This is a genomic window from Mycobacterium sp. 852014-50255_SCH5639931 (assembly GCF_001665605.1).
Lineage (GTDB): Bacteria > Actinomycetota > Actinomycetes > Mycobacteriales > Mycobacteriaceae > Mycobacterium > Mycobacterium paraffinicum.
Window position 1 is genome coordinate 171,245 of sequence record NZ_LZSV01000010.1, and the last position, 21,661, is coordinate 192,905.

Consider the following 21,661-nt stretch of genomic DNA (forward strand, 5'->3'; position numbering starts at 1 on the left):
CTACCGCCGGATGTAAAGGCGCAGCGTCGCGTAGGAGGTCAGGCCGGCCATCGACACGCCGAGCAGGAACAACCACGGCGAGATGTAGAGGATGTCGGCATAGTCGACCTTCGCGATCAAATGAGCTTGGTAGAACTGGCTTAGCGCGTTGTCCAGGAACCACGCCCGCACCAGGACCAGGCCGACGACCGCGATGGCCACACCGAGCGCCGCGGCCAGCATCGCCTCCACCAAGAAGGGCAGCTGGGTGTACCAGCGGCTGGCGCCGACCAGCCGCATGATCCCGATTTCGGTGCGTCGCGTGTACGCGGCGACTTGGACCATGTTGGCAATCAGCAGGATTGCCCCGACGGCCTGCACCAGGGCGACGGCGAACGCGGCGTTCCGCAAACCGTTTAGAACGGCGAACAGCCGATCGATCAAATCCTTTTCGTTGAGGATGCTGCGCACGCCGGGCTGACCCTGCATCGCGGCATCGAACTCCGAATGTTGTTCGGGGTTGTTCAGCTTGACGATGAACGACGCGGGAAACGATTCCTTGCCGGCCACGTCCTTGAACTCCGGGAACTTCTTGATCGCGTCGTTGTAGGCGTCCGGCCGGTTGACAAAGCGCACCGATTTGACGTCTTGCCGAGCATCGATCTTGTCCCGCAGCGCTTTACACGGGCCGGACGCGCACGTCGCATCGTTGGCGGAGATGTCGTCGGTGAGAAACACCTGTGTCTCAACCCGGTCGAGATAGATCTCCCGCGAGTTGTCGGCCAACCGGACCACCAGCAGACCGCCGCCGAACAGGCCGATGGAGATGGCCGTCGTGAGGATCATGGCGGCCGTCATCGTGACGTTGCGACGCAGCCCTGTCAGGACCTCGTTGAATAGAAACCCAAAGCGCACTTAGCGGTCCATCCCGTAGATGCCGCGCTGCTCGTCACGGACCAGGCGTCCCAGAGACAGCTCCACGACGCGCTGACGCATCGAGTCGACGATGTGGTGGTCGTGGGTCGCCATCAGCACCGTCGTCCCCGTGCGGTTGATCCGCTCCAACAAATCCATGATGTCCTTACTGGTATCCGGGTCGAGATTGCCGGTCGGCTCGTCGGCCAGCAGCACAAGGGGCCGGTTGACGTAGGCGCGCGCGATCGCCACGCGTTGCTGCTCGCCACCGGACAACTCGTGTGGCAATCGGTTGGCTTTGCCGGACAGGCCGACGGTTTCGAGCACCTCGGGCACCACGCGGTTGATCGCGTCGGTCCGTCTGCCGATCACTTCCAGCGCGAAGGCGACGTTCTCGTAGACGGTCTTCTGCTGCAACAGGCGAAAGTCCTGGAAGACGGTTCCGATCACCTGACGCAGCTTCGGCACGTGACGACCGCGCAGCTTGTTGACGTGGAACTTCGACACCCGGATGTCGCCGGTGGTCGGGTTCTCCTCGCCGAGCAGCAGCCGCATGAACGTCGACTTGCCGGAGCCCGACGGGCCGATCAGGAAGACGAATTCACCCTTGTCGATTTTGACGTTGACGTCCTCCAACGCCGGACGCGCCGACGCTTTGTACTTCTTACTGACATGGTCCAGGGTGATCATCACGGCACGCCAGTGTAGCCGTGAATTTCGCTGGCGAGCCAAGTCAACTGGCTGGCGGCGGTGAACTAGGCGCCGGCCCGGGCCCCGGCTGCGGTAGCTGAGGCGGCGGTGCGGTGGCGCTCGTGCTGGGTGGGCAGAAGGGCGGTGGCAGCAGGCAAGGCAGCTGCGGCAGCTGCACCGGCGGCGTCGAGGTGGTCGTCGTCACCGGCGGCGGGGGCGGTGGTGGCGGCGGTGTGCTCGTCGGGGTCGACGGGTACGTCGCGGTGGGCGGCGGCTGCTGCACGCGGCTGCGCGGCACCCAGGTGTAGTTGGGGTCGGGCACGAAACCCGGCGGCACCACTTGCTGCGCCGGCGGCTTGGGCGCCGGTTCCGGACGGTAGGTGTCATAGACCCACCACACGACGAAAAAAGCGACGATCAACACCAAGGTCGACGTGCGAACTCGCCCGCCGAACATGTATTGCGGCCAGCGACGGTCCGCATCGGAGTCCTCGCTGCGCTTCTCGAAGATGCTCAGGGTGAACTTCAACGCTTCTGCACCGCACCTTGCACGTCATTGTCGATTCGCTCTTCGGCGGCCTGGGCGGCCGGGACCGACGGGTCTTCCACCAGGCCCACCGTCGCGTCCGCCGCGGTCACGATGCCGACGCGGGCCAGCGCCCGAATGACCAGGACACGCAGTTGCCGGCCCGCCTCGAACTGCTTGCCGGGCAGGGTCCGGGCCACCAGTCGCAGGGTGACGGTGTCGACTTCGATGCTCTCCACGCCCATCACGGTGGGAGCGTCCAACAGCAGGTCCCCCAACAGCGGGTTGTCCATGGCGCGATCGCATTCCTGGTGCAACACCTCGTTGACCCGATTCAGGTCGGCGTTCGTGGACACCGGGATGTCCACCACCGCACGCGCCCAGTCCTTGGACAGGTTGACCACCTTGACGATCTGCCCGTTCGGGATGGTCAACACCTCGCCGTCCGGCGAGCGCAGCCGGGTCACCCGCAGCGTCACGTTCTCGACGGTGCCGCTGGCTTCCGTCGCGGAAACGACGGTAAGGGTGACCAGGTCTCCGAAGCCGTACTGCCTCTCGGCCAGGATGAAGAAACCCGACAGCAGGTCTCTCACCAGCTGCTGCGCGCCGAAACCCAGCGCGGCGCCGACCACGGTGGCCGGCGCGACCAGTCCCCCCACCGAGAACTGCAGCACGTCGGCGATCTGCATCATGACCCAGATGCCGATGAGCACCACCGACACCCAGGAGATCACCGACGCCATTGCCTGGCGGTGCTTCGAGGCTTCGGAGCGAACCAGCGCGTCGCTCTCGGCGAAGCCCAGGTTGAGCTGACGGGTCACCTGCTGCGCGACCCAGTTGACGAACCGGGCGGCCAACACCGCCACGATCAGCACCATCACGATCCGCAGACCGCGGGTGATGATCCATTGCCCGATGTCACCGCGCCAGAAGTCGTGCCAGCCCAGCGCCTTTATCGACGCGGTCGAGGCGAGAAGAGTTGTGTTAGTCGTCATCTTTTCGGTTGCGCCACCGGATTCCCGCTTCCAGGAACCCGTCGATGTCTCCGTCCAGGACGGCTGCCGGATTGCCGACCTCGTACTCGGTCCGCAGATCCTTGACCATCTGATACGGGTGCAGGACGTAGGAGCGCATCTGATTGCCCCACGAACTGCCGCCTTCGCCTTTCAATGCGTCCAGCTCCGCGCGTTCTTCGGAACGCTTGCGCTCCAACAACTTTGCTTGCAGCACGCGCATCGCCGAGATCTTGTTCTGCAGTTGCGATTTTTCGTTCTGGCAAGTCACGACGATACCCGTTGGGATGTGGGTTAAACGAACCGCCGAGTCGGTGGTGTTCACGGATTGGCCGCCGGGACCGCTGGAGCGGTAAACATCCACGCGCACATCGCCTTCCGGAATGTCGATGTGGTCGGTGGTATCCACCACCGGAAGAACCTCGACTTCGGCGAACGACGTCTGACGTCGACTTTGGTTGTCAAACGGGCTGATCCGCACCAACCGGTGGGTGCCCTGCTCGACGGACAACGTCCCGTAGGCAAACGGAGCGTGCACCGCGAAGGTCGCGCTCTTGATGCCCGCCTCCTCGGCATAAGAGGTGTCGAACACTTCGACGGGGTACTTGTGCTGCTCTGCCCAGCGGATATACATCCGCATCAGCATCTCGGCCCAGTCGGCGGCGTCCACCCCGCCGGCGCCCGACCGGATGGTGACCAAGGCCTCGCGCTCGTCGTACTCCCCCGAGAGCAGGGTGCGCACCTCGGTGGCCTCTATATCGGCGCGCAGCGCCTTCCGCTCGGCGTCCGCCTCGGCGAGCGCGTCCGCCGCACCCTCCTCGGTCGCCAGCTCGTAGAGCACCGGCAGGTCGTCGAGGCGTCCCCGTAACTCCTCGATCCGCCGCAGCTCCCCTTGGGCGTGTGACAACTCACTGGTCACCCGCTGCGCACGGGCCTGGTCATCCCACAATTGCGGATCGGACGCCTCGTGTTCGAGCTTCTCGATGCGGCTGCGCAGACCGTCCACATCGAGCACCCGCTCCACCGTGGTCAGGGTGGAGTCAAGGGCGGCGATATCGGCTTGACGGTCGGGTTCCACAGCGGACAACGTTACCGGGACCCGCCAAGCGCATCGTCTCCCGGCGAGTGCTCAGGCCACGACCAGCGGTCATGCGTTTAGCATCGAGTCACGATCATGTGCACCCCGCGCTGCGCGCCGACAGTCCCCCGCGCGCTAACCGGGCACGAATAGAAGGTCGAGTATGCGCCCATACCACGTTGCAATCGTCGGCTCCGGACCGTCGGGATTCTTCGCCGCATCGTCCTTGCTGAAGGCGGCCGATGCGTCCGAGGACATCGATGTAGCCGTCGACATGCTGGAAATGCTGCCCACCCCGTGGGGGCTGGTGCGCTCCGGCGTGGCTCCCGACCACCCGAAGATCAAGTCGATCAGCAAGCAGTTCGAGAAGACCGCCGAAGATCCCCGCTTCCGGTTCTTCGGCAACGTGGTGGTCGGTGACCACGTGCAGTCCACTGAGCTGGCCGAACGCTACGACGCCGTCGTCTATGCCGTCGGGGCGCAGTCCGACCGCGCGCTCAACATCCCCGGTGAGGACCTGCCGGGCAGTGTCGCCGCCGTCGACTTCGTCGGTTGGTACAACGCGCATCCCAACTTCGAGGAGGCGACGCCCGACCTCTCGGGCGCCCGCGCCGTGGTCGTCGGCAACGGCAATGTGGCGCTCGACGTGGCGCGCATCCTGGTCACCGATCCCGACGTGCTGGGCGTCACCGACATCGCCGATCATGCGCTTGAGTCGCTGCGGCCGTGCGGCGTCGAGGAAGTGGTGGTCCTCGGCCGGCGCGGCCCCCTGCAGACCGCCTTCACCACGCTCGAGCTGCGTGAGCTGGGAGACCTCGAAGGGGTTGACGTGATCGTCGACCCCGCCCAGCTGGAGGGCATCACCGACGAGGACGCCGCCGCGGTCGGCAAAACGGCCAAGCAGAACATCAACGTGCTCCGTGGCTATGCACAGCGCGACCCGCGCCCCGGGCACCGCCGGATCGTGCTGCGATTCATGACCTCGCCGATCGAGATCAGGGGCGAGGACAGGGTGGAACGCATCGTGCTGGGCCGCAACGAATTGGTGACCGACGAGAACGGGCGGGTGTCTGCCAAGGACACCGGCGAGCGCGAGGAGCTGCCGGTTCAGCTGGTGGTGCGGTCGGTCGGCTACCGCGGTGTGCCGACCCCGGGGCTGCCGTTCGACGAGAAGAGCGCGACGATCCCCAATACCGCGGGCCGGGTGGAGGGCAGCCGCAACGAATATGTCGTCGGTTGGATCAAGCGCGGGCCGACCGGTGTCATCGGCACGAATAAAAAGGATTCCCAGGACACCGTCGACACCCTGCTCGCCGATCTGGACCGCGCGAAAGAAGGAGGTCTGGCCGAGTTCCCCGAGGACCACGCCGGCAAGCTGGCCGAGTGGCTCGCCTCACGCCAGCCCAAGCTGGTGACCTCGGCGCACTGGGAGATCATCGACCGCCATGAGCGTTCGGCCGGCGAGCCGCATGGGCGCCCCCGCGTCAAGCTGCCCAACCTGGCCGAGATGCTGCGGATCAGCCACGGTTGATCAGGAGGCGACGGTGGCGAGCAGCTCCGGCACATCGAGTCCGGTCAGCCGGCGGTGCATGGCCCAGGCAATCCTGGCGGCCTGAACCTTCGCCCGGTCCGCGGCCGGTCCGCCGTACATGTCGTCGACTGTGTCGTGCCAGATGGTGAGCCACCGCAGGAAGTGGCGGTTGGACAGCGGGGTCCGCCGGTGAATGTCCCGGTGCGCCTGCAGCGCACTACCGCGGTAGCGTCCCGCGCGAAAGAGCACCGTCTCCCAGAACTCACACATTGTCGGAATGTGTGAGTCCAACCCGACGGCGCGCAATTCGGCTAACGGCTCCGCCAAAACCTCGTCGTTCAGCGCCCTTCCATAAAAGCGGCGCAGCAACGCCTCCACGTCGGCGCGGTCGATCAGATCCGCCCTCATTTCAGCCATCGCCACACCCTGGGTTCGTCACAGGTTGCTGCACCGGATCGCCAGCACGGAATGCGCCGCGTTGCAGGCCTGCTCAGCGGTATGACAGTCGGTGACCAGCAACTGGCCCGCTTCGGGGTGGGCGCGGATGTACTGCTCCACACAGCCGCGCACGATCGCGGACTCCACCCGGACGTCGGGATACAGCCGCGTCCATCGCGCGAGCCGTCGACTCAATTGCGCTTGCGCCGAACGCGTTCCGTCGCCGGAATCGTGCGCTTCCTCACCCTGGCATACCCAGAGCGCGCGCAGTGTGGCCCCGCGCAGCCTCGCCTCTTCGAACGCGTGCGGCAGCACCATGCCGTTGCCGGCATCGACAACGACGCTGCCGACCTTCGGGGTTGCCGAAGGCCTCGCCGGCTGATGGATCACGGCCACCGGGCACTGGGCCGAGCGGGCCAAGGAGGTTGCGACGGAGGTTTCGCCATGACAGGCATGGTTGAGTCCAATCGAGCCGATACACATCATGGCCGCCGACCTCGACTCCTCGGCCAGCTTGGTCAGCGGCCTCCCGCAAACAATCTCGGTTTCGACTTTGACGGGAACGCCGGTGGCGTCGACGGACCGATGGGCGTCGGCCAAAGCCGTCCGCGCGGCGGCGAGGCGCTTCTCGCAGGCCTGTGCGGTGGTGGCCTCCTGCGGATCGACGACAAAGACCAACCGCATCGGGATGTCCCGACTGGCCGCCTCATCGACCGCCCACAGAGCCGCCTGCCTCGCCGCCCTCGACCCGTCCACCCCTACGACGATTGCCGGACCCGGATAGCTATTGCTCATCGCGGTCTCCTCTGCTGAGCTGTACGCGGGGAACCTTCACGTTGCTCAGCCATGACGGTATGACCGGGAATGCCTCTGTCCCAGGGGCATTGGTCCCGAAATCGAGGCCATTGGCCCCTAGGGACCGGCGAAGGCGATGTTGGCTTTCCCACAGCACGACAACCGAATACAAGCTTGACGACGGGAGACTCGCAGATGGCCGCTCAACAGACCGCTCGACAAGCATCCTCGCAGCCCCTGGTAGGCAAAGGCTGGATTCAGGGCGTCGCCCTGGTGATGATCTTCGGCTTCCTGGTCATGGGCATCCTGGCCTACCGCACGTACTCGGCGTCGATGCCAATGCCGGACAAGGTCGTCAACGAGTCGGGCCAGCTGCTGTTCACCGGCGACGACATCACTCGCGGGCAGGAGCTCTACCAGACGCGCGGCCTCATGGAATACGGCTCGGTGCTGGGGCATGGCGCGTACCTGGGACCCGACTACACCGCGGAATACCTGCGGATGGCGACGCAGGACGTCGGCGATCAGCTGCGGGCGCAGGGGGTGGCCGATCCGCGTGACCGGGTGGTCACCGAATTCCGCACCAACCGCTACAACGGCACCACCAAGACGTTGGTGTTCACCGACCGGCAGGCCGCGGCGTTCGACCACATTCAGCGTCACTACGCCGCCTTCTTCGGCGAGAACTCGACCAGATACGGGCTGCTGCCCCAGATGATCACCGACAAGGCGCAGATCCACGACCTGACCGCGTTCTTCGCGTGGACGGCCTGGGCGGGCGCGGCCGAGCGCCCCGGCCACAAGTACAGCTACACCAACAACTGGCCGGCCGAATCACGCGTCGACAACGGGCCCACCGCGCCGGTGATCGTGTGGTCGGCGCTGTCGCTGATTGCGTTGCTGGGCGGCATCGGCGTCATGTTCGCGGTCTACGGGCGCTGGAGCCAGAAGGTCGGCTGGCACGGTGCGGAGTCGTCCACGCTTTCCTTCCACCAGCCTGGCGAGGTGAGCCTGACGCCCGCGCAGCGGGCCACGATCTGGTTCTTCGCGGTCGTGTCGGTGTTGTTCCTGGCGCAGACGCTGCTGGGCGCGGCGGCCGAGCATTACCGGGCCGACTTGTCGAACTTTTTCGGGCTGGATCTGGCCCGGGTGCTGCCGTACAACCTGGCCCGCACCTGGCATGTGCAACTGTCGCTGTTCTGGACCGCGGCGGCTTTCCTGGCCGGTGGCATCTTCCTGGTGCCGTTCATCGCCCGCCGCGAGCCGCGCCGTCAGGGCTTGCTGGCCTACGTGTTGCTGGGCGCGGTCGCGGTGGTGGTGTTCGGATCGCTAATCTGCGAGGCACTCTCCATCTACGGAGTGATCCCGCATGGGCTGCTGTCCCAGCAGTGGGAGTATCTCGACCTGCCGCGGCTGTTTCAGATCTTGCTGATCATCGGCCTGTTCGTGTGGATTGCGATCATCTTCCGGGGCATGCGTGCCCGGCTCAAAGGCGAATCGAAGATGAACATGCCGTGGTTGTTCTTCTTCTCCGGGCTGGCGATCCCGGCGTTCTACACCGTCGGGCTGTTGGCCAGCAGCGGCACGCATTACACCGTCGCCGAGTTCTGGCGGTTCTGGGTGGTGCACCTGTGGGTCGAGGACTTCCTCGAGCTGTTCACCACGGTGATGGTGGCCTACATGTTCGTGTTGCTCGGCGTGGTGCGCGAGCGGATCGCGCTGGGCGTGATCTTCCTTGACGTCATCCTGTACTCCGCCGGCGGGGTCATCGGCACCATGCACCACCTGTACTTCTCGGGCACCCCGGTGGAACACATGGCGCTGGGCGCGTTCTTCTCGGCGGCCGAGGTCATTCCGTTGACCTTCCTTACCGTCGAGGCGTGGGCATTCCTGCAGCTGGGTTCGCGGCAGCAGTCCGGCGACGCCAAGCCCTTCCCGCATCGCTGGGCGGTCATGTTTCTGGTCGCCGTCGGATTCTGGAACTTCCTGGGGGCCGGCATCTTTGGCTTCCTGATCAACCTGCCGATCGTGTCCTACTACCAGATCGGCACCGCACTGACCGCCAACCATGCCCACGGCGCGATGATGGGGGTCTACGGCATGCTCGCCGTCGGCCTGGCCATGTTCGCGTTCCGCTACGTGATCCCGGCCGACAAGTGGCCGGAGAAGCTGGCGCGAACCTCGTTCTGGTGCATGAACATTGGTCTCGCGTGGATGGTGTTCGTGACTCTGCTGCCGCTGGGCGTCCTGCAGCTCTACCACTCGGTCAACGACGGCTACTTCGAGGCACGCTCCCTCGGCTACATCACCAGGCCCGGCAACGCCGTCCTGGAATGGCTCCGGCTGCCCGGCGACGTCATCCTGATCGTCGGCGGCGTGCTGCCGTTCGTCTGGATCGCATGGACCGCCTTGCGGAATTTCCGGACGGGTTCAACGGTGCAGGAGTTGCCCGAACATCCGCTGTATGTCGAAGTCCCGACCCAGCCGGAGACCGGTGCCGCGGTGTCGGCGAAGGACTGACCGGTGACTCAGCCGGCTGCCTCCGTATGGCTGATCGCCGGGTATTCCCTTGCCCTACTGGCCATCGGGTGGAGTTTCGACTCGATGGCCCGACGGGCGTCGGCGCGCGCGGCCCGTTGGCGCACAGGCCAATTCACCTACCGGCCCGACCATGACGCCTGGGTGTGTCCACAGGACCACTGGCTGTGGCCGACTTCGTTCGATCCGCGGCACCGGGTCATGCGATATCGCGCCCAACCGGTGGTGTGCAACAGCTGTCCCGTCAAATCCAGCTGTACGACGTCCGATCACGGCCGGGAGATCAGCCGCGAGGTGGACCCGTGGCCGCACTCGGATGCTGGGCGGTTCCACCGCGGGATCGCCTGCTGCGTGGCCGCCTTCGGAATCGTGTTGCCGCTGGCCATGTTGGTCGCCAACCACTCGGGTGCCGACGTGTTGGTCTTGACCGGCACCATCGGGGTTGTCGCACTGCTCGGCCTGCCGCTGGTCCGCCACTTGTGGAACACCCCGTCCAATGCGCCGGAGCACCTTCCGCACCGCACCGCGTTCGAGGACCAGGCGGCCGCCGCGATAGACAGGTATTCCACTCGCTGGGGCGGCTGGGAAAGCAAGGAGGGCAAGCCAACATGACCACCGTTGTGATCGTCGTTGTCGCCGGGATTGTCGCGCTTGCCGTGCTCGCGAGGTGGTCGCTGGCCGTGCTGCGCGAGTACGAACGCGGAGTCGTCTTCCGGATGGGGCATGTGCGCCCGCTCTACGGTGCCGGGCTTCGTCTCCTTATCCCCTTTCTGGACAAGATGATCCGCGTCGACCAGCGGTTGGTGACGCTGACCATTCCCCCTCAGGAGGTGATCACCCGCGACAACGTGCCGGCCCGAGTCAACGCCGTCGTCATGTTCCAGGTGATGGAGCCGCTGAAAGCGATTCTGGCGGTGGAGAACTACGCGGTGGCCACCTCCCAGATCGCCCAGACCACGCTGCGGTCGCTGCTCGGCCGCGCCGACTTGGACACCCTGCTGGCACACCGGGAGGACCTCAACAGCGATCTGCGCACGATCATCGAAAAGCAGACCGAGCCCTGGGGTGTGCAGGTCCGCGTCGTGGAGATCAAAGACGTCGAGATTCCCGAGTCGATGCAGCGGGCGATGGCCCGCGAGGCCGAGGCCGAACGGGAACGCCGCGCGAAAGTCATCAACGCCCGCGGGGAACTGCAGGCCTCCGAGGAGTTGCGTGAAGCGGCGGAGACACTCTCGAAGAGCCCCGCCTCGCTGCAATTGCGTTATCTGCAAACGCTGTTGGAATTGGGCGCGGACCAGAATTCGACCGTCGTCTTCCCGCTGCCGGTGGACATCATCACGCCGTTCTTGCGGCATCCGGAGGCACTGCAGGGCATCGTCGACAACTTCAACAATCGGCGGTGAATCCCGCCGCCGCGGCGATTCCCTGAAGCGCGCCCCGGAAATCAGCGCGAACGCTATACCCGGGGCATGCGCATCGCCGGTTTCAGCAGGCACCCCGACCAGCGGCCATCTCACACGCACCGCGCACATGCTCCGCCCGGGCGACGAGTTGACCGGATCGCGAACCGGCGTGCCCGGCATGCCCGGCCTCCCAGCGGGCACCGTGTGGCGGGCCTCGGGAGTCGTCCCGCGCTACGGGGTCCGCATCACGGTGATGGCGCGGCCGCCCGCCGCCGGCTGACGCCGCTACACCGGGGGCGGCTCGGGCGGGGCCAACCTCCAGTTGTCCGGATTCTTCGGCGAGTACACCACCGGAAGCAACTGGCCCATGGTCGGCCATTGGTCGACGTCGACGGCCATGCGCTGATACACCGCGTGCTCGCTGACGGTGGGCCCGTTGATTACACCGGCGATGGTGACGAACTGTTCACCGGTGGCCTGCGGGCGCGGACTCACGCCGGTGACCAGCAACGTACCGTTCAGCACCTCGCCGCGGGGGCCGCGTGGCAGGAAGCGCTGGGCAAGAGCAACCGCCAAGACGGCGACCAACAGGAACAGCACACCGAATTCCCACACGTCGCCATGGTAGGGCCGTGATAGGACTGCGTCATGAGCCGGGACGATCTGACGTTGGCGCTGACGCTGGCCGACCGCGCCGACGCGCTGACGTCGGCGCGGTTCGGGGCACTCGACCTGCGCGTTGACACCAAGCCGGACCTGACCCCGGTCACCGACGCCGATCGCGCGGTGGAGACCGAGCTGCGCGAGGCGCTGGGCCGCGAGCGGCCGCACGACAGCATCGTCGGCGAGGAGTTCGGCGGAACGACCACTTTCACCGGACGCCAGTGGATCATCGACCCCATCGACGGCACCAAGAACTTCGTGCGCGGCGTGCCGGTCTGGGCCAGTCTCATCGCGCTGCTCGAAGACGGTGTGCCCACGGTCGGCGTCGTCAGCGCCCCCGCTCTGCAGCGTCGGTGGTGGGCGGCGGGCGGCGAGGGCGCCTTCGTCGCGGTCGACGGCGCCTCGCCGCGCCGGCTCTCGGTTTCCTCTGTGACACAACTCGATTCGGCCAGCCTGTCGTTTTCCAGCCTGTCCGGCTGGGCGCAGCGCGGCCTACGAGAACGCTTCATCTCGCTGACCGACGCCGTGTGGCGGGTGCGCGCCTTCGGCGACTTTCTCTCCTATTGCCTGGTGGCCGAGGGGGCGATCGACATCGCCACCGAACCCGAGGTGTCCGTTTGGGACCTCGCGGCCCTCGACATCCTGGTGCGCGAGGCGGGCGGGACGTTCACCGGCCTGGACGGCGTCGCGGGACCGCACCGCGGCAGCGCGGTGGCGACCAACGGGCCGCTGCACGCACTCGTGCTTCGCGGCCTCGATGCCGGCGGTCTGTGAATTAGTTAACAACTGTTCTCTGTGATCTTACTCCGGAGTAAGATAGGCTTATTCGCACTGCCCCAACTACTACAGGCTGCCGACATGACCGACACTGGTTCCGGTTCAACACAGAGTTCGAAATCCGCCCGCTCGCGTCGCAAACGAAATGACCAGCAGAGCGGGATCGGGCTGCAACCCCACAAGCGCACCGGCGTCGACATCGCCATCGCGCTGCTTACTCCGCTGATGGGCCAGGAATTCCTGGACAAGTACCGCCTGCGCGATCCGGTCAACCGGGGGCTGCAGTACGGCACCAAGACCGTCTTCTCCACCGCCGCCGCCGCCTCCCGCCAGTTCAAGCGGCTGCAGAATCTGCGCGGCGGACCGACCCGACTGAAGTCGAGCGGCAAGGACTACTTCGACCTGACGCCCGACGACGACCAGAAGATGATCGTCGAGACCCTCAGCGAATTCGCCGAGGAGGTGCTGCGGCCCGCTGCGCACGACGCCGACGAGGCGGCGACCTACCCGCCCGACCTGATCGCCAGAGCCGCCGAGTTGGGCATCACCGCGATCAACATCCCCGAGGACTTCGACGGCATCGCCGCCCACCGCTCGAGCGTGACCAACGTGCTGGTGGCCGAGGCGCTCGCCTACGGCGACATGGGTCTCGCGTTGCCGATCCTGGCCCCCGGGGGCGTGGCCGCCGCGCTGACCCACTGGGGCAGCGCGGACCAGCAGGCCACCTATCTGCACGAGTTCGCCGGCGAGAACGTTCCCCAGGCCTGCGTCGCGATCGCCGAGCCGCAACCGCTGTTCGACCCCACCCGTCTGAAGACCACCGCGGTGCGTACACCGAGCGGCTACCGCCTCGATGGCGTGAAGTCGTTGGTCCCGGCGGCGGCCGACGCCGAGTTGTTCATCGTCGGAGCGCAGCTCGACGGCAGGCCCGCCCTGTTCATCGTCGAGTCGTCGACGAAAGGCCTTACCGTCAAGGCGGATCCGAGCATGGGTATCCGCGCGGCGGCCCTGGGCCACGTCGAGCTGTCCGGCGTCACGGTCCCGCTGAGCGCGCGGCTGGGCGAGGACGAGGCGACCGACGACGACTACTCGGAGGCCATCGCGCTGTCCCGCCTGGGCTGGGCGGCGCTGGCGGTGGGCACCTCGCACGCGGTGCTCGACTACGTCGTGCCCTACGTGAAGGAGCGCGAGGCCTTCGGCGAGCCGATCGCGCATCGTCAGGCCGTCGCGTTCATGTGCGCCAACATCGCGATCGAACTGGACGGACTGCGGTTGATCACCTGGCGCGGCGCGGCCCGTGCCGAACAGGGCCTGCCCTTCATTCGCGAGGCGGCGCTGGCCAAGCGGCTGGGCGCCGACAAGGGTATGCAGATCGGCCTGGACGGCGTGCAGCTGCTCGGCGGCCACGGCTTTACGAAGGAACACCCGGTCGAGCGTTGGTATCGCGACCTGCGGGCCATCGGCGTGGCCGAGGGCGTCGTCGTCATCTAACTCGTCATCCAACTCAAAGCTGAAAGACCAATCATGGCAATCAATCTGGAACTGCCCCGCAAGCTGCAAGCGGTGGCCGTCAAGACCCATCAGGGCGCCGCGGAGCTGATGCGGCCGATCGCGCGCAAGTACGACCTCAAGGAACACGCCTACCCGGTCGAACTCGACACGTTGTACAACCTGTTCGCGGGCGCGTCGGAATCGATCGAATTCGCCGGGGCCGACAACCTGGGCGACGAGAACCAGGACCGGGACCAGAACCACAACGGCGCCAACATGGCGGCGCTGCTACAGACCCTAGAGGCCTGCTGGGGCGACGTCGCGATGATGCTGTCGGTCCCCTATCAGGGCTTGGGCAACGCGGCCATCTCCGCCGTGGCCACCGAAGAACAGCTGGAACGCCTGGGCAAGGTGTGGGCGGCGATGGCCATCACCGAACCGGGCTTCGGCTCGGACTCGGCGGCGGTGTCGACCACCGCGAAGCTGGACGGCGACGAGTACGTGATCAACGGCGAGAAGATTTATGTCACAGCCGGTTCGCGCGCCACCCACATCGTGGTGTGGGCCACGCTGGACAAGTCGCAGGGGCGTGCGGCGATCAAGTCGTTCATCGTCCCGCGCGAGCACCCCGGCGTCACGGTCGAACGGCTCGAACGCAAGCTCGGCATCAAGGGCTCCGACACCGCGGCGATCCGGTTCGACAACGTCCGCATCCCCAAGGAAAACCTGCTGGGGAATCCGGAAATCGAAGTCGGCAAAGGCTTTTCCGGCGTGATGGAGACTTTCGACAACACCCGGCCGATCGTGGCCGCCATGGCCATCGGGGTCGGTCGCGCCGCCCTGGAGGAGATCCGCAAGATCCTCACCGAGGCCGGGGTGGAGATCTCCTATGACAAGCCGTCGCACGCTCAGAGCGCCGCGGCCGCAGAGTTCCTGCGGATGGAGGCCGACTGGGAGGCCGCCTACCTGCTGGCGCTGCGGGCGGCGTGGCAGGCCGACAACAGGATCCCCAACTCCAAAGAGGCGTCGATGAGCAAGGCCAAGGCCGGCCGGATGGCCAGCGACGTCACCCTCAAGACCGTCGAATTGGCGGGCACCGCAGGCTATTCCGAGCAATCGATGCTGGAGAAGTGGGCGCGCGACTCCAAGATCCTCGACATCTTCGAGGGCACCCAGCAGATCCAGCAGTTGGTGGTCGCCCGCCGCCTGCTGGGGCTGTCGTCGGCCGAGCTCAAATAGCGACCGCGTTCAGCTGCTCGCGCACGTCACCGTCGAGGTCGATGGACGCGACGTCCAGGTTCTCCTCGAGGTGCCGCACCGACGACGTTCCCGGGATCAGCAGCACGTTGGGCGCCAGGCTCAGCGTCCACGCCAACGCGACCTGCGCCGGCGTGCGCCCCAGCCGCTCGGCGGCGTCGACCACGAGTTGGTGGGTGAGCACCGGGTTTGGCCGCATGAAGGCGGCCCCCAGGGGGAAGAACGGAACGAACGCGATCCCGCGCGCCGCGCACTCGGCGAGCACCGGCGCCGACTCGCGCTGAACCAGATTGAACGCGTTTTGCACACAGGCGATTTCGGTGCGCTCGCACGCATGCAGTAGGTGTTCGCGGTTGACGTTGCTCAGCCCGATGCCGCCGATCAGCCCCTCGTCCCGGGCCTCGATCATGACCGACAGCTGGTCGTCGAACAGCTGATCCGGCCCGTCGCTTTCGAACACGCGCAGGTTGACCGCGGCCAGCTGGTCGACACCGAGGGCACGCAGGTTGGTCTCGATGTCGCGCCGCAAGTCGGACGGCGCGTCGACCGGCAGCCAGCCGCCGCTGCCGTCGCGACGCCCGCCCACCTTGCTCACCAGCGCCAGGTTCTCCGGATAGGGGTGCAACGCCTCGCGGATGAGCTCGTTCGCCACATCGGGACCGTAGAACTGGGCGGTGTCGATGTGGTCGACGCCGAGTTCGACCGCCCGCCGCAGCACGGCCAGCGCCTCGTCGCGGTCCCGGGGCGGCCCGAACGCGTTCGGACCCGGCAACTGCATGGCGCCGAAGCCCACCCGGGAGACCGAAAAACGACCGAGTGGAAAGGAATCCATACCGTGAGGTTAGCGTCGAGGCATGGACACGTTTCAAGCGCTCGTTGCTCGCGAAGATGGCGACCGGATAACCGCGTCGGTCGAGACTTTGAGCCAGTCGGACCTGCCGCCCGGCGAGGTGACGATCCGGGTGCTCTATTCAAGCGTCAACTACAAGGACGCGCTGGCGCTGACCCCTGGCGGCGGCGTGGTGCGCAGCTACCCCGTGGTGCCGGGTATCGACCTGACCGGCGAGGTCGTCGAGTCGCAGTCACCCGAGTTCGGTGTCGGCGAGAAGGTGCTGGCCCACGGGTACCAGATCGGCACCGGCCACCACGGCGGCTACGCCGAATACGCGAGGCTGCCGGCCGACCAGGTCGTCGCCCTCGGCGCGTTGAGCCCGCACGAGGGCGCCGCGATCGGCACCGCCGGCTTCACCGCCGCGATGAGCGTGCAGGCGCTGATCGACTGGGGCATCGAACCCGGCGCCGGGTCGGTGGTCGTCACCGGCGCCTCCGGCGGTGTCGGCTCGGTCAGCGTGGACCTGTTGGCCGCCAAGGGCTATCGGGTGGTCGCGTCGACCGGCAAGGAGGGGGCGGCCGGGCTGCTGAAAGAGCTTGGCGCCGCAGAGGTTATCGGGCGGCTGCCGGAAGACCCCGACGCCAAACCTCGGCCGTTGGCCAAGGCACGCTGGGCGGCCGCGGTGGACTGCGTCGGCGGTGCGACCCTGGCCGACGTGCTCAGCACCGTCGACTACGGCGGTGCGGTGGCCTGTAGCGGCCTCACCGGTGGCCCGGGATTGAAGACCACGGTGATGCCGTTCATCCTGCGCGGCATCGCGCTGCTCGGGATGGATTCGGTGCAGATGCCGATCGGCCCGCGCCGCAAACTGTGGGCGCTGCTGGGCGATTCGTTGCGGCCGCGCCATCTCGACGCACTCACCAGCGACGTCGACATCAAAGATGTGCTCGATGTGCTGGATCAGGTGCGTGCCGGCAAGTTCACCGGGCGGGCGGTGGTGCGGGTCGCGGGCGGATTCTGAGTCGGCAGTAGGCTGACCGACCATGCGAGCAGCACGGGTGATTCGGCTGGACGGTCCGGACGCGATAGAGGTGGCGGAGGTCGACGAACCCTCGGGTGACGGCGTGGTCGTCGATGTGCACGCCGCCGGTGCCGCATTCCCCGACGCCCTACTGACCCGGGGCCTGTACCAGTACCGCCCCGAACCGCCGTTCGTGCTGGGAGCCGAGATCGCCGGTGTGGTGCGTTCGGCGCCGGATGGCGCACACGTGCAGGCCGGCGACCGGGTCGTCGGACTGACGATGCTGTCCGGCGGGATGGCCGAGGTCGCGATCCTGCAGCCCGACCGGGTGTTCAAGCTCCCCGACAACGTGAGTTTCGAGGCGGGCGCCGGCCTGCTGTTCAACGACCTGACGGTGTACTTCGCCCTGACGGTGCGCGGCCGGCTGGCCCAGGGCGAGACGGTGCTGGTGCACGGCGCCGCCGGCGGGATCGGGACATCGACGCTGCGGCTGGCATCGTTGCTCGGGGCGTCGCGCACCATCGCGGTCGTCAGTACCGAAAAGAAGGCGGACGTCGCGACCGCCGCCGGGGCCACCGATGTGGTGCTGGCCGACGGGTTCAAGGACGCGGTCAAGGAGCTCACCGGCGGCCGCGGCGTCGACGTCGTCCTCGACCCGGTGGGCGGTGACCGGTTCACCGACTCGCTACGCTCGCTCGCGCCGGGCGGGCGGCTGCTGGTCGTCGGCTTCACCGGCGGCGACATTCCCACCGTCAAGGTGAACCGGTTGCTGCTCAACAACATTGACGTGGTCGGCGTGGGCTGGGGCGCCTGGACGGCGACGCATCCGAACGCACTGGCCGAGCAGTGGGCCGGACTGGAGAAGTTGCTCGCCTCGGGTCAGTTGGCTCCGCCCAATCCGGAGGTCTATCCCCTGGACGACGCCGCCGCAGCGGTCGCGTCCCTGGAGAACCGCACCGCCAAAGGCAAGGTCGTGGTGCGCGTCCGCGACTGACGCGATGGGCAGTTGATCGGCGACACATAAAACGTCAGCGAAGACACGCCGCATGGGGTCGCGGTGGATTATGTCTCGCGGACGGGCGTCTACCCTTGTGCGGCCCGGAAACAAAAAGTAATGTCACTTTCAGTTTTATCCGCGTCCGAGCCGGAGGTCAGCCATGGAATCCTTCGTCCACTTGCGAAAAGGGAAGACACCGCGCCGCCTGCACGCCGACCTCGACGGGCTCAAGGACGACGAGCTGGGCCGGGGCGGATTCACCGGCCGAACGGCGAACCTCTACCGCCGCCACGACCCCACCGCCTACCGGTCGGTCGGCCCGCTGCGGCCCGTCGACGTGCTGGCCGGTGAGCTCAAGCCCAGCGACGCCACCGAAGCCGGCGGCGGTCCCCTGCTGATGTTCAGCAACGCCGACTGCCGAATCCTGTTGAGCCGCCGCCACGAGCCGATGCCGTTCTACACCCGCCACGTCGACGGCGACCTGCTGTGCTTCGTCCACCAGGGCGCCGGTCTGGTCGAAACGGAGTTCGGGCCACTGCGCTACTCCGGCGGCGACTGGGTCTACATCCCGAAGGCGTGCACCTGGCGCCAGGTGCCCGACAGCGAAACCACCCTGCTGATGGTCGAGGCGACCGACGAATTCCGGGTGCCGCCGGCCGGGCCGCTGGGCCGCCACTTCCCGTTTGACCCGTCGCAGATGACCATCCCCGACCCGGCACCCATCGACCCGGATCCTTTCCAAGACGGCAGGGACGAGTACGAGGTCCGGCTCATCCATGAAGGCGGCCCCACAACGCTCTTCTACCAACACAATCCGCTCGACGTCGAAGGCTGGCGCGGCGACAACTTCCCGTTCACGTTCAACATCGCCGACTACAACGTGGTCACCTCCGACAGCGTCCACCTGCCGCCGACGGTCCATCTGTTCATGCAGGCCACCGGCGTCTACGTGATGAATTTCCTGCCGAAGCCCGCCGAAGGCGTCGCCGGCACCGAGCGCACACCGTGGTATCACCGCAATGTCGACTATGACGAGATCGCCTTCTTCCATGGCGGCTCGCTCTACGGCATCCCGATGCCGCCCGGCCTGATTTCCCATGCGCCGCAAGGCGTTCACCACGGCGCGCCGGAGAAGGCGCGGGAACGGGCGCGCCGCAAATTCGACGATTACTCCCGCGTCGATTGGCAAGTGATCGCCGTCGATACCCGCCGACGCCTGACCCCCTCGCCCGAGGTGCTGGCCCACGACCTAGGACAACACTGACCATGACGACCCGCCACGAATACGAGCGAATCCCCTATCTCGTTGCCTTCCATAACAATTCCACCGTCCGCGACGTCTACGGCGGCCTCGCCGAGATCACGGTGCTGGAGAGCTACCTGCTCAGGCCGGTGGACAAGCCGTCGGACACCGTGCTGGTGTTCATGCACCCGATCGGCGGCGGGGCCTACCTGCCGATGATCAACGCGCTGGCCCGGGCAGGCCATCACGTCATCTACTGCAACAGCCGGTTCCGCGGCACCGACTCGGCGCTGCTGATGGAGAAGGTGGTAGAGGATCTCGGCGAGTGCATCAAGGACGCTAAAAAACGGCTGGGTTACGAGAAGGTGGTGCTGGCAGGCTGGAGCGGCGGCGGCTCACTGTCGGTGTTCTACCAGCAGCAGGCCCAGCACCCCACCATCACCTCGAGCCCGTCCGGCGACGGCCCCGACCTGACCGGCCTGGACCTGATCCCCGCCGACGGCATCATGCTGCTGGCGGCGCACATCAGTCGGCACGGCACGCTGACCGAATGGCTCGACGCGTCGATCCTCGACGAATCCGATCCCACCAAGCGCGATCCCGAGCTGGATCTGTACAACCCGGACAACCCGAACCAGCCGCCCTACAGCCAGGAATTCCTGGCCCGCTACCGCAACGCACAGATCGAACGCAACCGGCGCATCACCGCGTGGGTCAAGGGCAAGCTCGCCGAACTGAAGGCGGCCGGACGCCCGGACGACGAATTCTGTTTCGTGGTGCACGGCACCATGGCCGACCCGCGTTGGCTGGACCCGACCGTCGATCCCAACGAACGCACCCCGAGAACCTGTTACCTGGGGGATCCTCAGGTGGTGAACATGAGCCCGGTCGGGCTGGCCCGCTTCTCCACGTTGCGCGGCTGGCTGTCGCAATGGAGTTACGACGACGCCCGCGGCGACGGGGTGGCCTGCGGCGCCGACATCGCCGTCCCTGCGCTGGTCATCGGCAACCTGGCCGACGACGCCTGCACGCCCAGCCACACCCGGCGGCTCTTCAACGCGATCGGGCATCGTGACAAGGAGATGCACGAAATCCCGGGCGCCACCCACTATTACGCGGGCCCCGATCAGCGCGACAAGCTGCGCGCGGCCGTCGACATCGTGACCGACTGGCTGGTCCGCCACGACTTCGCGGACAAAGAATGAGCGCACCGGCGACGGGACCGCTGGACGGGGTCCGGGTGCTCGAGCTGGGCACGCTGATCGCCGGCCCCTTCGCCGGACGGCTGCTGGGCGACATGGGCGCCGACGTCATCAAGGTGGAACCCCCCGGCGCCCCGGACCCGTTGCGCACCTGGGGCCAGGCCGAGCTCGACGGGCAGCACGTCTTCTGGACGGTGCACGCGCGCAACAAGAGAGCGATCACCCTCGACCTGCGCCGGCCACGTGGCCGCGAACTGTTCTGCGACCTCGTCGAGAAGTCCGACATCATCGTGGAGAACTTCCGCCCGGGGACGTTGGAGAAATGGGACCTGGGTTACGACGTGCTGAGCGCCCGCAACCCGGGCATCATCCTGGTTCGGGTGTCGGGCTACGGCCAGACCGGCCCCGACGCGCACAAGGCCGGGTATGCCTCGGTGGCCGAGGCGGCCAGCGGGCTGCGCTATCTCAACGGTTTCCCCGGCGGCCCGCCGCCCAGGCTGGCGCTCTCGCTCGGCGACACCCTGGCCGGGATGTTCGGCGCCCAGGGTGCCATGGCCGCGCTGTACCGCCGCAGCATCACCGGGCGGGGCCAGGTGGTGGACGTCGCGCTGACCGAATCCTGTTTGGCGGTCCAGGAATCCACCATCCCCGACTACGACGTCGGCGGCGTGGTGCGCGGGCCGTCGGGCACCCGGCTGGAGGGCATCGCGCCATCCAACATCTACCGCAGCGCCGACGGCTCGTGGGTGGTGATCGCCGCTAACCAGGACACCGTCTTCGCCCGGCTGTGCAAGGCGATGGGCCGCCCGGAGCTGGCCATCGACGACCGGTTCGCCACGCACGTCGCCCGAGGCCGCAATCAGGACGAACTCGACGAGATCATCGGCGCGTGGGCCGCGGAACGCCAGCCGGGCGACATCATCGAAACCCTCAGCGCCGCAGGGGTGATCGCCGGGCCGATCAACACGGTCGCGGAGGTGGTCGACGACCCGCAGCTGCGGGCCCGCGGCATGCTGGTCGAACACTTCGATGAAAGGCTCGGGCGGGACGTTCTCGGGCCGGGCGTCGTGCCGGTGCTGTCGGAATCGCCGGGCCGCGTGCGCAACGCCGGGCCCGCCCGTCCGGGCCAGCACAACGACGACGTCTACATCGGGCTGCTGGGGAAGACCGCGGCTGAGCTCGAGGAGCTACGGGCCGAGGAGGTGCTGTGACGCACCGGCGACGATGCAGTGGGGGCACCTCCCGCTTGCGGGGGACGAAGCGATGAGGAGG

22 protein-coding genes are annotated in these 21,661 nt (G+C 67.0%); 13 read left to right on the forward strand and 9 right to left on the reverse strand.

Translation table 11 applies throughout. The features are described 5' to 3' along the window. The 5 genes from ftsX to prfB are packed head-to-tail and all read right to left on the reverse strand — an operon-like array spanning nt 1 to nt 4,201. Nucleotides 1–894 (reverse strand): permease-like cell division protein FtsX, encoded by an 894-nt coding sequence (ftsX, locus tag A5758_RS05365; RefSeq protein WP_067208163.1) that lies wholly within the window; start codon nt 892–894, stop codon nt 1–3. Beyond that, nucleotides 895–1,584, reverse strand: coding sequence for a cell division ATP-binding protein FtsE (ftsE, locus tag A5758_RS05370; protein ID WP_067208167.1), 690 nt, complete (start codon nt 1,582–1,584; stop codon nt 895–897). 43 nt (nt 1,585–1,627) lie between these two features. Continuing rightward, nucleotides 1,628–2,113: a hypothetical protein gene (locus A5758_RS05375; protein ID WP_067208170.1), complete on the reverse strand. Its 486-nt coding sequence runs from the start codon at nt 2,111–2,113 to the stop codon at nt 1,628–1,630. Continuing rightward, complete coding sequence (locus A5758_RS05380; RefSeq protein ID WP_067208173.1) at nt 2,110–3,105, reverse strand: mechanosensitive ion channel family protein; 996 nt, start codon at nt 3,103–3,105, stop codon at nt 2,110–2,112. The genes A5758_RS05375 and A5758_RS05380 overlap by 4 nt, the downstream gene beginning before the upstream one ends. Continuing rightward, on the reverse strand, nt 3,095–4,201 hold the full coding sequence (prfB, locus tag A5758_RS05385) for a peptide chain release factor 2 (protein WP_067737445.1): 1,107 nt from the start codon (nt 4,199–4,201) through the stop codon (nt 3,095–3,097). Before prfB ends, A5758_RS05380 begins: the two co-directional genes overlap by 11 nt. Before the next feature lie 163 nt (nt 4,202–4,364). Here prfB and A5758_RS05390 point away from each other — a divergent pair, with 163 nt between their 5' ends. Further along, nucleotides 4,365–5,732 (forward strand): FAD-dependent oxidoreductase, encoded by a 1,368-nt coding sequence (locus tag A5758_RS05390; protein WP_067737448.1) that lies wholly within the window; start codon nt 4,365–4,367, stop codon nt 5,730–5,732. On the opposite strand, the gene A5758_RS05395 is transcribed toward A5758_RS05390, so the two are convergent. Next, a complete protein-coding gene (locus A5758_RS05395) occupies nt 5,733–6,149 on the reverse strand; it encodes a group III truncated hemoglobin (protein WP_067737451.1) in 417 nt (138 codons plus the stop codon). Between the two features lie 18 nt (nt 6,150–6,167). Further along, nucleotides 6,168–6,965, reverse strand: a complete 798-nt coding sequence (locus A5758_RS05400; RefSeq protein WP_067737454.1) for a universal stress protein — start codon at nt 6,963–6,965, stop codon at nt 6,168–6,170. Nucleotides 6,966–7,160: 195 nt separating this feature from the next. Between A5758_RS05400 and A5758_RS05405 the strand changes: the two genes are divergently transcribed. The 4 genes from A5758_RS05405 (at nt 7,161) to A5758_RS25630 (ending at nt 11,186) form a co-directional block, all read left to right on the forward strand. Further along, nucleotides 7,161–9,485, forward strand: a complete 2,325-nt coding sequence (locus A5758_RS05405) for a nitric-oxide reductase large subunit (protein WP_067737457.1) — start codon at nt 7,161–7,163, stop codon at nt 9,483–9,485. 3 nt (nt 9,486–9,488) lie between these two features. Continuing rightward, nucleotides 9,489–10,115: a hypothetical protein gene (locus A5758_RS05410; RefSeq protein WP_067208194.1), complete on the forward strand. Its 627-nt coding sequence runs from the start codon at nt 9,489–9,491 to the stop codon at nt 10,113–10,115. Continuing rightward, nucleotides 10,112–10,906 carry a slipin family protein gene (locus tag A5758_RS05415; protein ID WP_067208197.1) on the forward strand — a complete coding sequence of 265 codons (795 nt, stop codon included), beginning with the start codon at nt 10,112–10,114 and terminating at the stop codon, nt 10,904–10,906. The genes A5758_RS05410 and A5758_RS05415 overlap by 4 nt, the downstream gene beginning before the upstream one ends. A gap of 127 nt (nt 10,907–11,033) precedes the next feature. Then, entirely contained in the window at nt 11,034–11,186 is a 153-nt protein-coding gene (locus A5758_RS25630) for a hypothetical protein (protein ID WP_197503779.1), read from the forward strand. A 5-nt stretch (nt 11,187–11,191) separates the two neighbouring features. Here A5758_RS25630 and A5758_RS05420 read toward each other — a convergent pair whose 3' ends face one another. Then, nucleotides 11,192–11,521, reverse strand: a complete 330-nt coding sequence (locus tag A5758_RS05420) for a hypothetical protein (RefSeq protein WP_067737460.1) — start codon at nt 11,519–11,521, stop codon at nt 11,192–11,194. Between the two features lie 33 nt (nt 11,522–11,554). Between A5758_RS05420 and hisN the strand changes: the two genes are divergently transcribed. The 3 genes from hisN to A5758_RS05435 all read left to right on the forward strand — a co-directional run bounded on the left by hisN (nt 11,555) and on the right by A5758_RS05435 (nt 15,076). After that, complete coding sequence (gene hisN, locus A5758_RS05425) at nt 11,555–12,343, forward strand: histidinol-phosphatase (RefSeq protein WP_067737463.1); 789 nt, start codon at nt 11,555–11,557, stop codon at nt 12,341–12,343. A gap of 84 nt (nt 12,344–12,427) precedes the next feature. After that, nucleotides 12,428–13,837: an acyl-CoA dehydrogenase family protein gene (locus A5758_RS05430; RefSeq protein ID WP_067208207.1), complete on the forward strand. Its 1,410-nt coding sequence runs from the start codon at nt 12,428–12,430 to the stop codon at nt 13,835–13,837. A gap of 33 nt (nt 13,838–13,870) precedes the next feature. Then, the gene (locus A5758_RS05435; protein WP_067737467.1) at nt 13,871–15,076 is read left to right on the forward strand and encodes an acyl-CoA dehydrogenase family protein; all 1,206 of its coding nucleotides are present in this window, start codon (nt 13,871–13,873) and stop codon (nt 15,074–15,076) included. Here the strand turns inward: A5758_RS05435 and A5758_RS05440 are convergent. Beyond that, complete coding sequence (locus A5758_RS05440) at nt 15,069–15,926, reverse strand: oxidoreductase (protein ID WP_067737469.1); 858 nt, start codon at nt 15,924–15,926, stop codon at nt 15,069–15,071. The genes A5758_RS05435 and A5758_RS05440 overlap by 8 nt on opposite strands. 22 nt (nt 15,927–15,948) lie before the next feature. Between A5758_RS05440 and A5758_RS05445 the strand changes: the two genes are divergently transcribed. From A5758_RS05445 to A5758_RS05465, 5 genes are all read left to right on the forward strand, one after another. Continuing rightward, a complete protein-coding gene (locus tag A5758_RS05445) occupies nt 15,949–16,947 on the forward strand; it encodes an acryloyl-CoA reductase (RefSeq protein WP_067737472.1) in 999 nt (332 codons plus the stop codon). 22 nt (nt 16,948–16,969) lie between these two features. Next, nucleotides 16,970–17,941 (forward strand): NADPH:quinone oxidoreductase family protein, encoded by a 972-nt coding sequence (locus A5758_RS05450; RefSeq protein WP_067737475.1) that lies wholly within the window; start codon nt 16,970–16,972, stop codon nt 17,939–17,941. 163 nt (nt 17,942–18,104) lie between these two features. Beyond that, nucleotides 18,105–19,208 carry a homogentisate 1,2-dioxygenase gene (locus tag A5758_RS05455; protein WP_067737477.1) on the forward strand — a complete coding sequence of 368 codons (1,104 nt, stop codon included), beginning with the start codon at nt 18,105–18,107 and terminating at the stop codon, nt 19,206–19,208. A gap of 2 nt (nt 19,209–19,210) precedes the next feature. Further along, on the forward strand, nt 19,211–20,392 hold the full coding sequence (locus A5758_RS05460; protein WP_067737479.1) for a S9 family peptidase: 1,182 nt from the start codon (nt 19,211–19,213) through the stop codon (nt 20,390–20,392). Next, entirely contained in the window at nt 20,389–21,600 is a 1,212-nt protein-coding gene (locus A5758_RS05465) for a CaiB/BaiF CoA-transferase family protein (protein ID WP_067737482.1), read from the forward strand. The genes A5758_RS05460 and A5758_RS05465 overlap by 4 nt, the downstream gene beginning before the upstream one ends. The last annotated feature ends 61 nt before the right edge of the window (nt 21,601–21,661 follow it).